The organism is Nocardioides alkalitolerans (assembly GCA_038184435.1).
Lineage (GTDB): Bacteria > Actinomycetota > Actinomycetes > Propionibacteriales > Nocardioidaceae > Nocardioides > Nocardioides alkalitolerans_A.
The window spans coordinates 2,197,858-2,214,321 of the sequence record CP116227.1; the positions used below are offsets into that span (position 1 = coordinate 2,197,858).

The 16,464-nt window shown below is 74.0% G+C and carries 13 protein-coding genes; 3 read left to right on the forward strand and 10 right to left on the reverse strand.

What is annotated here, in order from left to right; genetic code table 11:
- From PIR53_10570 to PIR53_10580, 3 genes are read right to left on the reverse strand one after another with little or no spacing between them, the layout of a single operon-like run.
- Positions 1–309 (reverse strand): hypothetical protein, encoded by a 309-nt coding sequence (locus tag PIR53_10570; GenBank protein ID WZH50470.1) that lies wholly within the window; start codon positions 307–309, stop codon positions 1–3.
- The gene (locus PIR53_10575) at positions 306–1,646 is read right to left on the reverse strand and encodes a TRAP transporter large permease subunit (GenBank protein WZH50471.1); all 1,341 of its coding nucleotides are present in this window, start codon (positions 1,644–1,646) and stop codon (positions 306–308) included. Before PIR53_10575 ends, PIR53_10570 begins: the two co-directional genes overlap by 4 nt.
- Positions 1,646–3,022 carry a DUF1932 domain-containing protein gene (locus PIR53_10580; GenBank protein ID WZH50472.1) on the reverse strand — a complete coding sequence of 459 codons (1,377 nt, stop codon included), beginning with the start codon at positions 3,020–3,022 and terminating at the stop codon, positions 1,646–1,648. Before PIR53_10580 ends, PIR53_10575 begins: the two co-directional genes overlap by 1 nt.
- 179 nt (positions 3,023–3,201) lie before the next feature.
- Between PIR53_10580 and PIR53_10585 the strand changes: the two genes are divergently transcribed.
- The 3 genes from PIR53_10585 (at position 3,202) to PIR53_10595 (ending at position 6,144) form a co-directional block, all read left to right on the forward strand.
- A complete protein-coding gene (locus PIR53_10585) occupies positions 3,202–4,212 on the forward strand; it encodes a DUF1731 domain-containing protein (GenBank protein WZH50473.1) in 1,011 nt (336 codons plus the stop codon).
- Positions 4,213–4,425: 213 nt separating this feature from the next.
- Complete coding sequence (locus PIR53_10590; protein ID WZH50474.1) at positions 4,426–4,641, forward strand: cold shock domain-containing protein; 216 nt, start codon at positions 4,426–4,428, stop codon at positions 4,639–4,641.
- Positions 4,642–4,671: 30 nt separating this feature from the next.
- Positions 4,672–6,144: an amidase gene (locus PIR53_10595; GenBank protein WZH50475.1), complete on the forward strand. Its 1,473-nt coding sequence runs from the start codon at positions 4,672–4,674 to the stop codon at positions 6,142–6,144.
- Between the two features lie 6 nt (positions 6,145–6,150).
- On the opposite strand, the gene PIR53_10600 is transcribed toward PIR53_10595, so the two are convergent.
- The 7 genes from PIR53_10600 to PIR53_10630 all read right to left on the reverse strand — a co-directional run bounded on the left by PIR53_10600 (position 6,151) and on the right by PIR53_10630 (position 16,450).
- Positions 6,151–8,493 carry a transketolase C-terminal domain-containing protein gene (locus PIR53_10600; GenBank protein ID WZH50476.1) on the reverse strand — a complete coding sequence of 781 codons (2,343 nt, stop codon included), beginning with the start codon at positions 8,491–8,493 and terminating at the stop codon, positions 6,151–6,153.
- Between the two features lie 71 nt (positions 8,494–8,564).
- Positions 8,565–10,088, reverse strand: coding sequence for an AMP-binding protein (locus PIR53_10605; GenBank protein WZH50477.1), 1,524 nt, complete (start codon positions 10,086–10,088; stop codon positions 8,565–8,567).
- A gap of 52 nt (positions 10,089–10,140) precedes the next feature.
- Entirely contained in the window at positions 10,141–11,112 is a 972-nt protein-coding gene (locus PIR53_10610; protein WZH50478.1) for a fumarylacetoacetate hydrolase family protein, read from the reverse strand.
- A 43-nt stretch (positions 11,113–11,155) separates the two neighbouring features.
- The gene (locus PIR53_10615; GenBank protein ID WZH50479.1) at positions 11,156–12,106 is read right to left on the reverse strand and encodes an MBL fold metallo-hydrolase; all 951 of its coding nucleotides are present in this window, start codon (positions 12,104–12,106) and stop codon (positions 11,156–11,158) included.
- The gene (locus PIR53_10620) at positions 12,103–13,545 is read right to left on the reverse strand and encodes an APC family permease (protein ID WZH50480.1); all 1,443 of its coding nucleotides are present in this window, start codon (positions 13,543–13,545) and stop codon (positions 12,103–12,105) included. Before PIR53_10620 ends, PIR53_10615 begins: the two co-directional genes overlap by 4 nt.
- Positions 13,546–13,582: 37 nt before the next feature.
- Positions 13,583–15,346: a CocE/NonD family hydrolase gene (locus PIR53_10625; GenBank protein ID WZH50481.1), complete on the reverse strand. Its 1,764-nt coding sequence runs from the start codon at positions 15,344–15,346 to the stop codon at positions 13,583–13,585.
- Positions 15,347–15,562: 216 nt separating this feature from the next.
- Positions 15,563–16,450 carry a helix-turn-helix transcriptional regulator gene (locus tag PIR53_10630; GenBank protein WZH50482.1) on the reverse strand — a complete coding sequence of 296 codons (888 nt, stop codon included), beginning with the start codon at positions 16,448–16,450 and terminating at the stop codon, positions 15,563–15,565.
- Between the last annotated feature and the right edge of the window lie 14 nt (positions 16,451–16,464).

Below are 16,464 nucleotides of genomic sequence, written 5' to 3' on the forward strand. Positions count from 1 at the left end.
TCAGTCGCTGCCTTCCTCGCCGGGCCCGCGCCGCACGTACTCCAGCACGAAGGCCAGGAGCCCGCAGACCGCCGACACGGCGAAGGTGGGAGGACCGAGGCGCTCCCCGATGGCGGCGACCGTCGTGCCGTCGCCGAGCACGATCTCGACGGCCTGGGCACCGACGATCACGAAGCCGCCGAGGAGGAAGACGACGAGGGTCACGACGAAGCACAGCCGGGTGATCGACGTCGAGGCCCGGGCGAGACGGCCCGGCTCCGACGCGTCGTGGGGGTTCACGGTGGGCTCGGTGGAGGGGTTCGTGGTCATACCGGCAGCACTCCAGACGCGATGAGGACGCCGACGCCCATGATCGGCAGGCAGAAGTAGGTGACGAGCGGGCGGAACATCTTGGCCGGGTCGACCTGGGCGAGGCCGGCGGCGACGTAGATGGGGGCTCCGGCCGGGGGCGAGGCACCCTCGGTCGAGGCGAAGATGAGCACGGCGACGGCGGCGGTCACCGGGTCGACGCCGACGCTCATGAGGGTGAACACGGCGACCGGGCCGATCGCAGCCATGGTGGCGCTGGCGGTGAGGGGGATGGCGATGGCCACGACGACGAGGCCGACGAGGATCGCCATGATCGGCCGCGGCGCGTCGAAGGATCCGAGGGCACTGGTGAGCGCGTCCGGCAGCCCGATCTCGGCGAGCACGTTCGACGCGGCGAACGCGGCGACGATCGTGACGCCGATGACGCCGAACCGGGGCGCCGCGCCGGCGAGCAGCTCGTACCAGCCGCTGCCGGAGCGCGGCAGGTGCTTCCGGCCGAGGAAGAGGACGATGCTGATCATCAGCACCGGGATCCAGACGATGAGGCTGATCGCCTCGCCGAGGTCGACGTCCACGTGGTCGTTGAGGCGGGCACCCGTCCAGCCCATGGTCATGAGGACCGGCACGAGCATCGCGACGAAGAGGGTGAGCGAGGTCCAGCCCCGGGCGAAGCTGCTGCGGAAGGGCAGCAGGTCGCCGGCGTCCATCGGCGCGAGGCCGTGCTTGCGCACCAGGTGGTAGTTGACGACCAGGCGGATGCCGAGGCACCAGAGCCCGCCGAGCGCCAGCGGCACCACGAGCTGGTCGGTCGTCAGCGTGCCCGTGGTCGCGAGCCCACCGACGAGGATGAACATCGTGGCGCTGAACGGGAAGGTGACGCCCATGCCGGCGCAGCCGGCGGTGACGCTCGCGGCGATCTCGGGCTTCACCTGCGCCCGCTTCATCCAGGGGATGGTCACCGAGCCGACGGCGGCGGTGACCGCCGCGCCGACGTGGGCCACGGAACCGAACGCGCCCGCGGCGACGGTCGTCGTGTAGACCGGACCGCCCTTGAGGCGTCCGAGCATCGAGTTCAGGATCTCGATGAGGTTGTCGAGGATCGGCGTGCGTCCGAGCACGTAGCTCATGAACACGAACGCCAGGCCGGCGAACATGACCTGCTCCTGCATCGCCTCCCCCACCGCGTGCGGCAGGATCGCCAGCGCGTCGGTGCCGGCGAACGCGGTCACGACGAGGAGGCCCACGAGCATGGCCTCGCCGATGTTCCGCTTCAGCAGGAAGTTCCAGACGATGATGGTCGCCATGTAGACCAGCAGCGCCACGATGGGCAGCGACATCACGCGGCTCCCGTCCCGTGGGCGGCGCGGTACGCCGCGACGTCGGCCTCGATGCCACGCCGGCGGCGCGCCTCCTCCTCCTGCACGGCACGGCCGGCAGCGAGGACGGCGGGCGCCTCGGACGGGCGCACGAATGTGACGCCGTCGCCGTCGGCGACCACGAGGTCGCCCTCCATGCAGACGACGCCGCCGATCGCGACGGGCACGCCGTGGCGGAACGGCCCGTTCTTGTAGGGGCCGGCGGCCGAGCGACCGCGCGCCCAGATCGGGAAGCCCATCTCCTGCAGGTCCTCGGCGTCGCGCACCGCGCCGTCGATGACCATGCCGCGCACGCCCTTGGCCTGGAGGCGGCCGGCGATGAGCTCGCCGACCAGCGCCCGCGCGACGTCAGCCTGGCCGTCGACCACGATGACGTCGCCCGGACGGGCCTCGTCGATGATCCGCTGGATGCCGACGTTGTCGCCGCCGGCCACCTGCACCGTGCGGGCGCGCCCCACGAGGTGGGCCCCGGGCCACGGCGCGACGAGCCCGGTGGTGATGCCGAGACGCTCCCGCGCGTCGCCGATGTTGGCGACCGGCAGACCCGCCCACGCCTCGAGGACCTCGCTGGTCACCAGGGCCTGGTTCTCGGCGAGCTGCTCGTGCAGCGCCGTCGTCGCCCGCGACATGATCGGCAGGACTCCCAGGTCCTCCAGCTGCGCGGTGGCGTCGGCCATCTCCCGGGAGCGGCGGGCGGCGTGCTTCAGCGTGCTGGCGTGCAGGCGCTCGGCCGATGCCTCGCCGTCGGCGAGCTCGGCGGCGATCTGGGCGCGCGCCCAGTCGCCGAGGCCGGCCGCCTCACCGGCCTCGACCGTCTCGACGATCAGTGCGCCCAGACCCTTCATCCACCCGCTCCGCACCAGCTTGCGCGTGGCGGCCTCCCCCGGCTCGCCACCGAGGTCCTCGACCGCGGCGCCCAGCTCACGGAACGCCTCGGCCGCCACCGACGACCCCGCGCCGCTGACGATCAACGGCGTGCGGGCACCGTACGCCGGGACCGAGCCCATGACCGCCACGTCGGCGACGGCCACCCCGTCGAGGGCTCGGGCGACCTCGCGCTTGAAACGCGCCGAGCCGGAGTTCATGTCGGCCAGGACGGCCGCGGCGCCCATGAGCGGCGCGAGGTCGGACGCGATCGCCCGGGCGGCCTTCGCCCCGGTCAGACCGAGGACGAGGGTCGCCCCGTCCACCGCCTCCGCCAGGGTCGCCGCACGCTCGACGCCATCGGGGGTGGGCACGTCGAACGGGTCGAAGCCCGCCACGTCCCACCCCTGCCGGACGGCAGCGGTCGCGTAGATCGCACCCGCCTCACCGAGACCGATTACCGCAATGCGCATTAGTTTCTCATTCCGTGAGAGGTCTTGTCAGCACGTAGAGTGCGCCCCGTCACACGGGTTCGTCAAGCCGTGGCGGCGAGGAAGAAGCGGAAGCGCGCCGCCGGCATGCCGCGCGGCCGTCCCGCCATTCGCGACGGCCCAGAATTGAACGTGTTCAAAACCCGGCGTACGCTCGCGCCATGCGGATCGTGATCCCCGGTGGCACCGGGCAGGTGGGAGGCGTCCTGCGGCGCGCGCTGGCGGCCGAAGGCCACGATGTCGTCGTCGTGAGCCGGCGGCCGGAGGCGCTCGAGCCGGGGGTGCGGCATGCAGTGTGGGACGGGCGGAGCCGGGGTCCGTGGGAGGCCGAGATCGACGGTGCCGACGCGGTCGTGAACCTCGCGGGACGGTCGGTGAGCTGCCGCTACACCGACCGGAACCTGCGGCAGATGATGGACTCGCGGGTCGACTCGACCCGCGCCGTCGGCGCAGCGATCGCCCGGGCCGCCCGCCCGCCGGCGGTGTGGCTGCAGATGAGCACCGCCACGATCTACGCCGACACCCGCGGGCCCGCCCACGACGAGGCGACGGGCGTGATCGGCGGCGAGGAGCCGGACGTGCCGCTCTACTGGGAGTACAGCGTGCGCATCGCGCGGCGCTGGGAGGAGGCGCAGCAGGAGGACGACCTCCCGAGCACCCGTCGTGTCGCGCTGCGCACCGCGATGGTGATGAGCCCCGACCGCGGTGGCGTCTTCGACTACCTGTCGTGGCTCGCCCGGCTCGGCCTCGGCGGGCCGGTCGCGGGCGGCGACCAGTTCGTGTCGTGGATCCACGCCGACGACTTCGTGCGTGCCGTCACCTTCCTCCTCGCCCGCGGGGACATCGAGGGGCCGGTGAACGTGGCCGCACCGGGGCCGCTCCCCCAGCGCACCCTGATGCGCGACCTGCGCCGCGCCTGGGGCGGGCGACCCGGGCTGCCGGCCACCCGGTGGATGGCCGGGCTGGGGGCCTTCGCGCTCCGCTCCGACCCCGAGCTGCTCCTCAAGAGCCGTCGCGTGGTGCCGGGCCGGCTGCTCGGCGCGGGGTTCACCTTCGAGCAGCCGCGGTGGGACGCAGCCGCCGCCGACCTGGTGCGACGCCGGCGGGCGGGGGCGGTTCCCTCGGCCCGCGGTCTGGACCTCGGGAACCGGGAGACCCCGCTCGGGGGATGACGCGGCCTCCACCGAGGAACGTACGAGGCCGCCGACCCGGGCGGGAGAGGCTTGTCGGCACCTTGTGCGGCCCTGGCAGGCTCGGGAGGCCGACCCTTCCCACCCCTTGAGCATCCCCCGCCCCCGCCGAGGCCCGCTTGAGGATCGCGCGCGTGGGTACCGGGCGGGACCCGTCCTCGTGGGCGGGCAGGATCTCGGAACGGAGCGGCACCCATGGCAGCAGGCACCATCACGTGGTTCGACGAGGGTCAGGGCTACGGCTACATCACGCAGGACCACGGTGACGCGCCCGTGGTCGTCCACGGTCGCGACCTCTGGGACGCGGGGCGCCCGGTCGCCGTCGGCGACCGCGTCGAGTTCGCGCTCGACCGCGGCGTGGCCGGGGCGGAGGCCAGCGGCGTCCGGGTGATCGGCGTGCCGACCGCCTGAGGTGCCCGTGTCCTGCGCCACACTGCGGGCATGGACTACGAGGAGTACCGCCGCCACGACGCCACCGGTCTCGCCCGGCTGGTCGCCGAGAAGCAGGTCACGCCGGCCGAGCTGATGGCCGTCGCCCGTGCCCGGGTGGCCGAGGTGAACCCGCAGCTCAACGCGGTCGTCCGTGACGTGCCGTGCGACCCCGACGAGCCGCGCACCGGCCCGTTCGCGGGCGTCCCGTTCCTCATCAAGGACCTCGGGCAGGACTACGCCGGCCTGCCCAGCTCTCAGGGGTCCCGCGCGCTCCAGACGACACCGGTCGCGGAGCACTCCACGATCGTGCAGCGGTGGCTCGACGCCGGTCTCATGATCTTCGGCAAGACCAACCTGCCCGAGTTCGGCGCCAAGGGCATCAGCGAGTCGGAGGCCTGGGGACCGGCCCGCAACCCGTGGAACCCCGAGCGCACCCCCGGCGGCTCCTCCGGGGGTTCGGCCGCCGCGGTGGCGGCCGGGATCGTGCCCGTCGCCGGCGCGAACGACGGCGGCGGCTCCACCCGCATCCCCGCCGCCTGCTGCGGCCTCGTCGGTCTCAAGCCCGGGCGCGGCCTGACGTCGTTCGGCCCCGGCGCCTCGGAGCTCATGCACGGCGCCGCCGTCCAGGGCGTCGTCTCCCGCACCGTCCGCGACTCCGCCGCCATGCTCGACGTCATCGCCGGCGGCGAGCCCGGCGGGCCCTACGTCCCGGCGGCACCGTCCTCGTCGTACCTCTCCGCAGTCGGCCGCGACCCCGGCCGCCTCCGCATCGGCGTGCGCGTCCCCTCGGCGATCACGCCGGACCCCCACCCCGAGGCGTACGCCGCGGTGGAGGCCGCGGTGCAGGCGCTCACCGACCTCGGGCACGACGTCGAGGAGCTGCCGGAGGCGCCGTACGACGACGCGGCCCTGGCCGCCGAGTTCCTGCTCGCGTGGTTCGTCGTCATCTCCTGGGAGGTGGCGCAGGCGAAGCGGCTCACCGGCGCCGGGGACGACGCGTTCGAGCGCGACACGCGGATCATGGCGGCGCTGGGCGCGGCGACGACGGGGCCGGAATACGTCGACGCCGTCGAGCGACGCCACCAGCACGCGCGGCGGCTGACGACGTACTTCGAGACCTACGACCTCCTGCTGACCCCGACGCTCGCGACCCCGCCGCCGCGGATCGGGGCGTTCGAGCTGCCCGCGCCCCTGAAGATGGCCTCCGACGCGCTGCTCCGCACGCGGACCGCCCGGCTGCTCAAGCACACCCCGGTCGTCGACGACATGGTGCAGAAGAACCTGGGCTGGGTCCCCTACACGCAGCTCGCCAACGTCACCGGTCGACCCGCGATCTCGCTCCCCCTGCACTGGACCGCCGACGGCCTGCCGCTCGGCGTCCAGCTCGTCGCGCCCCTGGGGGGCGAGCCGCTGCTGCTCAGCCTCGCCGCCACGCTCGAGGAGGCCGTGCCCTGGGCCGACCGGCGACCGCCGCTGGGGTGAGCGCCCTCAGCGGCCGAGCAGGGTGAGCGCGGCGTCGACGATCGAGCCGACGTCGATGCCGTGCAGCGCGTAGCCCTCCTCGAGCCCCGTGGACTGGCCGAAGTCCCGCACGCCGAGGCAGCGGATCCGGTCGCCGCGGGCGCCCGCGAGGAACGACAACGTGTGGGGGTGGCCGTCCAGCACCGTCACGAGCGGAGCGGGGTGCTCCGGCGGGAACAGCGCGCCGAGGATGTCGTCGCCCCGCACGGAACCGACGCGACCCCGCTGGTCGAACGACCGGAAGACGAGGTCGGGGCTGGTCAGGCAGACGACCCCGGCCGTGATCCCGTGCGTGGCGAGCGTCGCGGCGGCCGCGACGACCTCGGGGAGCATCGCCCCCACGCCCACGAGCGTGACCTGCTCCTGCGCGGGGTCGTGCGTGGTGATGCGGTAGCCGCCGGCGACCGCCTGCCGGCGCCGCCGCTCGACGAGCGTCCGGTCGTCCGGGAGGGCGGCCAGGGACTGGTCGACCGGCCGGGTCGAGAGCCGGAAGTACGACGAGGTGCCGCCCTCGATCCCGACCTTCGACATCGCCTCCAGGAGGCACCACTCGAGGTCCTGGGCGAACGCGGGCTCCCAGGCGATGCACTCCGGTTGCTCCAGCCCGATCGACGGCGTCGTGATCGACTGGTGCGCCCCGCCCTCGGGGGCGAGCGTCACGCCCGAGGGGGTGCCCACGATGATCGACTGCCCCCCGGCGTAGATCCCGTACGACCACGGCTCCAGCGCGCGTGGGACGAACGGGTCGTAGAGCGTCGCGATCGGGATGAGGCGCTCCCCCCACCGCGACCACGTGGTGCCGAGCTCCCCGAGCAGGCTGACGAGGTTGACCTCCGCGATGCCCAGCTCGATGTGCTGTCCCCCGGTCACCTCCGACCACCGCAGGATCCGCTCGGCGTCGTCGGCGAACCAGTCCTGGCGGTCCGCGACCGACCAGACCCCGGTCTTGTTGATCCAGCCGCCGAGGTTGGTCGACGACGCCACGTCGGGGCTGCAGGTCACCACCCGCTCCGCCACCTGCGGGGCGACCCGCTTGAGCTCGACGAGGAACCGGCCCAACGAGGCCTGCGTGGAGATCGGCGCCTTGTGCGACCGGCCCAGGTGGTCCGGCACGCTGGTCGTCGGGCCCGGCGCGACCGGGGTGCGGGCCAGCGCCGCGCCACGCTCCGCGCAGAGGTCCGCCGCCGGCGTGCCCGGGGCGAAGGTGGCCCACGGGTCGTCCGGGTCCACCCCGGCCCGGACCGCCAGCTCCCGCACCTGCTCGGCGGTCAGCAGCGCGGAGTGGTTGTTCGGGTGCCCCTCGGTGGGCAGGCCGCGGCCCTTCACCGTGTAGGCGAACACGACGGTCGGCCGGGTCGGGTCGACCGTGCGGTAGGTGTCCAGCAGCAGGCCGATGTCGTGACCGCCCAGGTCCCGGACGGCGTGGGCGAGCTCCTCGGCCGGGAGCGAGGCGACGAGGGCCCGCAGCTCGGCGCTCGCCCCGCGTCCGACGATGCGCTCGCCGACCTCGGCCGGGTCCACCCGCAGCAGGCGCTGGTACTCCTCGTTGGGCATGTCCTCCAGGCGTCGCCGCAGGTGGGAGCCGCCGGGACGGTCGAACAGGGCGCTGATCGCGCGTCCCCACTTCAGCGTGACGACCTGCCAGCCGGCCGCCTCGAACATGCCGGCGAGGCGGTGGATCTGGACGTCCGGGACGACGCGGTCGAGGGACTGCCGGTTGAGGTCCACGATCCAGAGCAGCTCGCCGAGCCGGGCGACCGCGGGGTCGGCGACGGCCTCCCAGATCGCGCCCTCGTCCAGCTCGGCGTCGCCCAGGAGGCTGACGAAGCGGCCGGCCGGTGGCGTGGCCGGGAAGTGCGACCGGACGTACCGGTGCGACATCGCCGCCCACAGGGCGGCCGTCGCCCCGATGCCGACCGAACCGGTCGAGAAGTCGACCGTGTCGGGGTCCTTGCGCCGGCTCGGGTAGGACTGCAGGCCCCCCTTCGCGCGCAGGGTGGGCAGGTACGCCGCGTCCAGGTCCCCCAGGAGGTAGTTGATGGCGTGCAGGACCGGCGAGGCGTGCGGCTTGACCGAGACCCGGTCGACGTCGGTGAGCTCGGCGAACCAGAGCGACACCATGATCTCGACCATGGAGGCGCTCGAGGCCTGGTGACCGCCGACCTTGACGCCGGACTCGTTCGGGCGCCCCCGGTTGGCGGCGTCGACGATGGCCGTCGCGATCCACCTCACCCGCTCCGCGACCTCCTGCAGCACCTCGGGGCTGTCCCCGTGGTCGTGCACCGGGGCGGGCGTCGTGCTCTGCGTCATGGGTTCCTCGGTTCGTTCTCGGGTCGTTCTCGGTGGGACGGGGCTGGTCTGGTCTGGGCTGGGCTGGCCCGTCAGTTGACCTGGCGGGCGCGGCCCTCCCAGTACGGCTGCCGCAGCTTGAACTTCTGGAGCTTCCCCGTGGCCGTGCGCTCCAGCGCGTCGCGGACCTCGACCCGCTTCGGCACCTTGTAGCCCGCGAGCCGCTCGCGGCAGAACCGCAGCAGGTCGTGGGTGTCGACCGGGCCGTCGGTGACGACCAGGGCCGTCACGAGCTCGCCCCAGGTCTCGTCGGGGATGCCGATGACGGCCGCCTCGCGGACCGATGGGTGCGCCAGCAGGACGTCCTCCACCTCGATGGACGAGACGTTCTCGCCCCCGGACACGATGACGTCCTTCTTGCGGTCGACGATCCGCAGGTAGCCGTCCTCGAGGACCCCGCCGTCCCCGGTGTGGAACCATCCCCCGGCCTGGGCCGCCGCCGTGTCCTCAGGCCGCTCCCAGTAGCCCGTCATGCACTGGTGGGCCTGGGCGAGCACCTCGCCCGCGGCGTCCACGGCGAGGCGTACGCCGAGGGCCGGCGCGCCCTGCTGCCCCAGGAGCGCGGCCTGCACGTCGCGCGGCTCGTCCCGCCACTCGGCCCGCATGCGGTTGACCGTCAGGAGCGGCGCGGTCTCGGTGAGCCCGTAGATCTGGATGAACTCCCAGCCCAGCTCGTCACGGATCCGCTCGATGGTGCGGGTCGGGGGCGGCGCCCCGGCGACCACGGCGCGCACCCGGTCCCGCCCGGGCACCTCGCCCTCCCACTGCCGAGCCGCGTCGAGCACGGCCGCCAGCACCGCGGGGGCGGCGCAGAGGAGGGTGACGCCGTGCTCCTCGACGCGGCGGAGGATCTCCGCACCGTCGACCTTGCGGAGCACCACGTGCGGCGCGCCGACGGAGGTGGCGGCGTAGGGCATCCCCCACCCGTTCGCGTGGAACATCGGCAGGGTGTGCAGGTAGACGTCGTCGTCGTCGAGGCCGACGTGCCACCCGAAGGTCGTCGCGTTGAGCCAGAGGTTGCGGTGGGAGAGCACGACCCCCTTGGGCTTCGAGGTGGTGCCGGAGGTGTAGTTGATGGTCGCCGGCGCCGACTCGTCGGCCGCCCACGGCCGGGGCGCGGCCGTCTGCGTCCAGAACAGGTCGTCGGACTCGCCGAGAACGAAGGTGCGCAGCCCGGCACGCTCCTCGACGAGGTGGGCGAGCTCCGGGTCCACCAGGACCACCTCGGCCCCCGACTCCGTGAGGATGTGGTCGACCTCGGGTCGCGCGAGCCGGAAGTTGACGGGGACGAGCACGCGGCCCCACCCGGAGACGCCGAAGAACGAGACCAGCAGGCGCGCCGAGTTCTGCGAGAGCACCGCGACCCGACCGCCGACCGGCACGCCGAGCAGGTCGAGCGCCGCCGCCTGGGAGCGGGCGAGGCGGTCCACGTCGGCGTAGGTCAGGGGGCCGAGCGGCGGCGCGGGCTGGTCGGGCTCGTCCACGACCGCGACCCGTCGGGGATAGACCGTGACCGCGCGGTCGAGGAAGTCCGTGATGGTCAGGGGGAACTGCATGGCGGCCCTCCGGGCTCGGGGTGGTCGGGATGGTCGGTCGGGCGGGCCGGCGTCAGCGCGCGGCGGTGCGCTGCGCCCGGAACGCGGCCAGGTCGGGGGCGGGCGCGCGGCGGTCCACGACGCGCGACCGCTGGCGGCCGAGGCCCTCGACCTCGACCGTGACGACGTCGCCGGCGGTGAGGGGAGGGTGCGCGTCGTACCCCCGGTGGCCCCAGAGCTCCGCGAGGCACCCGCCCCCCGCCGTACCGGAGCCGAAGACGTCGCCCGCGCGGACCTCCGCGCCCCGTGAGGCGTAGGCGATCATCTGCCCGTAGCCGAAGGCCATGCTCGACCACGAGTCGGCGCCGACGAGCTCGTCGTTCACGTGGGCCTGCATCCGCAGGTCGAAGGAGCACCCCCGCCGGAAGGGCTCGAGCTCGTCCGGCGTGACGAACCACGGTCCCATCGACGTCGCGCCGTCCTTGCCCTTGGACGGGCCCAGCCGGACGGTCATCTCCGCGAACTGGGTGGCGCGGGCCGACCAGTCGTTCATGATCGTGTAGCCCGCGACCAGGTCCTCGGCCGCGGCCGGGTCCAGGTCGCGGCCACCGCCGCCCAGCACGGCCGCGACCTCGAGCTCGAAGTCGAAGCGGGTCTCCCCCGGCGGCAGGGTCACGTCGTCGTGGGGCCCCACCGTGGCGTACGGGTTGGTGAAGTAGAAGATCGGCGCGTCGTACCAGCGCTCCGGGACGGTCGCCGCCGGGTCGGCCAGGCGGATGGCCCCCGCGACGTGCTGCTCGAAGGTCATGAAGTCGCGGACGGTGGGCGGCGTCGGCAGCGGCGCCATGACCCGGAGGTCGGCGACGGCGAGCACCTCGCTCGCTGCGGCCAGGGCGGCCTCGCCGGCGTCGTGCAGCGCGGCGCGCCCCTCGCGGAGCAGGTCGAGCAGGGTGTGGCCGAGGGGCAGCGCGGCAACCGTCGTGCCGTCGCCGATCCCCACGCCGACCCGCTCGGAGCCGTGGTGGGAGAACGTCATGAAGCGCATGGGGTGTCCTTGTCGTGGCCGTGGGGACGGACCGTCGGGAGCGTCAGACCGCGGTCGGGAGGGGGCCGTCGTTGAGGAGCACGGCGTCCTCCAACGCCGCGACGAGGTCGAAGTCGCGCTGCGCCAGCTCGGCGTAGGCGCGGTGCAGGTTGAGCACGATGCGTTCGGCGTCGGCGAGGCCGGCGAGGTCGCCGAGGTCGGTCCGCCGCGCCTGCTCCAACGGGGATCGTCCGGCCGCGATCCCGGCGCGCGCCGACGCGAGCACGAGCGCGTAGTAGGACCGGTGCGTCTCGAGGACGTCGTCGAGCCCGTCGCGGCCGACGACGTCGCCGTGCCCGGGCACCACCACCGCGGCATCGAGCCCGGCGATCCAGTCGAGGGAGCGGAGCGCCCCCTCCACCGACCCCATGAAGACCAGCGGGGTCACGCCGTGGAACAGCAGGTCGCCGGTGAACAGGACGTCGGCGCCGGGCACGAGCACGACCGCGTCGCCGGGGGTGTGCGCCGGGAACCCGGGATGGAGCACGTGGACCTCGGTGGCCCCGCTGTGGAGCACGACCCGGTCCGCGAAGGTCAGGGTCGGGAGCCGCTTGGTCACGTGGCCCCAGTCCGGCAGCGGGGCCCAGAAGGGCGGGCAGCCGTCGATGATCGTGTCGGCCGCGAGACCGACCCGCATCTGCTCGTGCCCGACGATGCAGGTGCTGCCGGGCAGGAGGCTGTTGCCGTAGGTGTGGTCCCCGTGCAGGTGCGTGTTGACGGCGAACCGGATCGACCCGCCGGGACGCGCCGTGCCGATGCTCCCCAGGAAGCTCCGGGTCCGCCGTTCGGTGGCGCAGGTGTCGACGATGACGTCCCCGTCGTCGCCCGCGACCAGGCCGGCGTTGTTGAGCCACCACGACCCGTCGCCCTGCGTCCACGCCCAGACGCCGGGAGCGACCTCCCCGAGGACGCCGTCCGTCTCCTCGGGCCCGGTGGCGCTCGCCGGGGCGGTCACGACCGTGCTCCCCGGCCCGCCGCCCACCAGCCGTAGGCGACGGCCACGACGAGCAGGAACGGCATCGCGGCGACGGCCCGTGCGTCGGTCCCCGTGATGGCCGCGTAGTCGGACACGATGACGCCGGCGCCACCCAGGAGGGCGACGGCGCTGATCGTCGGGCAGACGCGCAGGGCCCACGTCGACCCCACGAGCAGCCCGCGGACGGAGGCGACGACGATGCTCGCGCTGCAGGCGACCATGAGCGCGACGACCGCGAGGGCGTTGACCCCGCCGATCGCGGGGCCGAGGCCCACCAGCGGGTCCGACCCGGCGAGCACGAAGGGCAGGAGCACCAGGGCGGAGAGCACGACCTGCGTGGTCCCGGCCGGCACCGGGGTGCCGCGACGGGCGTGGGTGCGCGCCAGGTAGGGCGGGAGGTGCCCCTCGCGGCCGAGGGAGAACAGGTAGCGCGCCGCCAGGTTGTGGAAGGCCAGGGCCGCCCCGAAGAAGCTGACGGTGATCATGGTGAGCAGGACCGGGACGATCCACGCCCCGAGGTAGGTGGAGGCGGCGACGGTGACCATGGCGCCCGGGTCGGCCTGCGCCACGGCCACGGCATCGTCGAAGGCGGCCACCACCGCCCACGTGCCGACGACGAACACGACGGCGAGGACCAGGATGGCGGCGTAGGTGGCCCGCCCCACCGACCGGCGGGCGTCCTTGGCCTCCTCGCCGAGGTTGGCGGCCGCCTCGAACCCGGTGAACGAGAGCAGGCACAGCACGAACGCGAGACCGAAGCCGCCGCCGAACACCGTCGACGGCGCGAGCACGCCGACGTCCCAGCCGCCGGGGTTCTGCACGAGCACCGAGATCGCCAGCGCGAGCACCAGCACCAGCTCGCTGATGGCGATCCACCCGTTGACGGGGGTCGACACCGTGAGGCCGAGGTAGCCGATCCCCCACACCAGCGCGACGGCGACCCCGGTGATGGCCCACCACGGCAGGTCGACGTGGAGGTAGCGCTCGAGCACGAGGTCGGCGAAGAAGCCGACGAAGCCCGCCATCAGGGCTGCGCCGAGGTTGTAGGCCACGACGGCGACCATCGCCGCGGCGGCGCCGGCCCGCTCCCCCAGGCCGTGGGCGATGTAGGCGAAGTACGCCCCGGCGTTGACGACCTGCCGGCTCATCGCGACGAAGCCGGCCGCGAAGACGCACAGGATGACGGCGACCAGCACGATGACGCCGACGGTGCCGACGCCCCCGCCGAGCGCGAGGCTCAGGGTCATGTTCGACGCGAGTGCCGTGAGCGGTGCCGTCACGGCCACCACGGCGTAGATCATGCCGGGGACGCCGACGCCGTCACGCGCCAGGCGGCCCGTGGTCGCGGCGGGTGCCGCCGGTGCGGTCCCGACGGCGCCGGGGCGGCCCGGCGGTCGCCCTGCGGAGGTGGTGGACATGGTTGCTCCTGTTCGAGGGGCCCTGACGGCGGAGGCGTCAGGCCGGGGGGATGACGGGGACCAGCAGGAACGAGTCGTGCTCGCCGCCGGTGTGGAGGCTCACGGGGCGCCCGTAGACGTCGGCCGAGCGGGCGACCGGGTCGTCGTGCACGTTGACCCCCGACCCGCGCATCTCCACGCCGTACGGGGTGGGGAGGCCGGGGCCGCCGTGGTCGTAGTCGTGTCCCTGCACGCTGAGGGCGAGGCGGTACCCCGGGGGCACGACGATGCAGGTGGGCCAGATCTCGACGTCGACCGCGTGCACCTCGCCCGGGACGAGGGGCACGGCCCGGTCGTGGGGGTGGACGGGGCGGTACGGCCGGGAGCGTTCCTCGTCGAGCTCGCGGTGCGAGGCGCGGAGCCAGCCCTGCGAGAGCGGGTGCCGCGGCTCGGTCGCGCCCTCGAAGAGCACCTCCGTGCCGTCCGGGTCGAGGAGGTGCAGCACGAGGAAGAGGTCCGCGTCCTCGCTCTCCGAGGAGATGTAGAGCCGCGCCGCGAGCGGACCCGTGATCTCGGTCGTCTCGGTGAACGGCGGCGTCGACAGGGTGATGCCGGCGCCGAACGGGTCGTAGGAGGCCGTGGACGGGGCGGCGGCCGGCTCGGGCGAGAGGCTGCGCTGCGCGACGTCGAGGTGGAGCGTCGTCCACTCCGTGCGGGCGAGCGGCCACTCGTCCTCGGCCCGCGGCACGAACACCTCGCCGGGGTGGCGCACGTGGAGCGAGACCCTGGGCTGGTCGTCGAGCCAGGTGCCCTCGCCCTTGAGGAAGTGGTCGAAGAACCGTCGCTGCAGGTCGACGCCGTAGTCGGAGTAGTAGAGCGTCCAGTGCGCCTCGCCGTGCACCTCGAGCCACTTGTGCTCCGAGGCGGCCTCGGTGAAGCCGTCGAGGTTGCCGCGCAGGTGCAGGGCCTGGCCGCCCCAGTTGCCGGCGGACAGCACCGGGACCTCGATCCGCGACAGGTCCGCCGTGCGGTCCGCCCAGTAGTCGTCGCGGAAGGGGTGCGCCCGCAGCTCAGCGGCGACGTCGGTGCGCCGCGCGGCGAGCTCGGCGTCGTCGAGGTCGACGTCGCCGGAGACGAGCACGCCGGTGTGCGGGTTCGTCGCGCCCCGGGTCCCGAGACCGTGCTGCACGGACGCGATCTGCACGCCGAACAACCGCGGGAAGAACGAGCTGGGGATGCCGCCGTGGTAGTTGGCGTCGCGGTACCAGTCCACCATCCCCTCCCAGGGGCAGATGGCGGCCAGGTGCGGCGGCCGGAGCGCCGCGACCTGCCACTGGTTGATGGCGAAGTAGGAGATCCCGCTCAGGCCGACCTTGCCGTTGGACCAGTCCTGGGTCCCCGCCCACTCCACGCACTCGTAGAGGTCGCGGGCCTCCTGCGGGGAGAAGCTGTCGACGATCCCGGGCGAGCGTCCGGACCCCCGCGAGTCGACGCGGACGAGGGCGTAGCCGAGGGGGACCCACCGCTCCGGGTCCGCGACCTCCCACGACAGGTGCGCTCCGCTCGTGCCCTCAAGCACCTCGGGGTGCGCCGCGACCATGGCGTCGAACTGCCGGGGGTAGGCGTCGCGGAAGGCGAGGTCCTTGCCGTAGGGGCCGTAGCTGAGCAGGACCGGGTGCCGGCCGTCCCCGACGGGTCGGTAGACGTTGGCCCGGAGCGTGGTCCCGTCCGCCATCACGAGCGGGGTGTCGTGCTCGATGACCATGCCCTCGGGCGCGGCCACGGCGGCGACCGGGCGGGTGGGTCCTGCGGTGCGGAGCATGGTGGCCGTCCTCTGCGGAGTGGACCGAGGGGCCCGGGGCGTGGGGGCGCGCTGCGCTGCGGTGGGAGTAGCGGTCAGCGGCGGGCGCCCACGTGCGGGGCCGACCTCGGGTCGGGATGGTCTGCGGGGGTGGGCCGGATGTCGGCCACGAGAAACGGTAGGGCCGTGGTGAGACGTGAACCACACCCTGCTGGAGCCACCCAGGGGCGGCGGTGGCTACGCCTGTCGCGGGGAGCGCGCGTCGATCGCGGCGCGCAGCCGCTGGAGCGCGGCGCGTCCGACGGGATCGCTCGCGGAGTAGACCGTGAGGTGCCGATCGGTCGGTCCCGGCAGGTGGAGCGCGTCGTAGTGGAGCTCGAAGCGGCCCGCGGCGGGGTGCTCGAAGACGCGGGCACCGAAGTCCCGGTCGAGCACGTCGTGGGAGGCCCAGAGCCGGGCGAACTCGGCGCTGCGCGCGGACAGCGCGTCGACGAGCTCCAGGATCCGGGGGTCCCGCGGGTGCCGGCCGGCGCCGCCCCGCAGCAGCGCGACGTTCTGCCGCGCCACGTCGTCCCACTGCACGCAGCGCGCCCGGAGCTGCGCGTTCGTGAACACCAGCCAGGACAGGTTGCGCTCGCGGTCGGGTAGCGCGTCGAGGTCGACCAGCAGCTCGCTGGCCATGGCGTTCCACGAGGTGAGGTCGAGGCGGTGGTCGACCACCCAGGCGGGGCGGTCCTGGATGGCGTCGACCAGCCGGGCCCCCACCGCGTCGGGGCCGTCGACGGAGGGGACGTCGCTCGCGCCGCCCCGCAGCAGGACCGCCAGGTCCTGCATGTAGGACACCTCGTCCCGGCTGAGCCGCAGCGCCGTGGCGACCGCGTCGAGCACCTCGGTCGACGGGTTGGGCGCGCGGCCCTGCTCGAGCTTGGTGTAGTACTCGCGGCTCACCGCGGCCCGGGCCGCCACCTCCTCGCGACGCAGGCCCGTGGTGCGGCGGCTGCCGCCACCGTCCTCCGGCCCGAGCCGTTCGCGGCGGGTGCGCAGGAAGTGCCCCAGCTCCTTCGCGACGTCGACCCGGTCCACCGGGCCAGTATCCACGCAGGTCATCCAGGTGGTCAGGGTCATCGACATGATCGGGG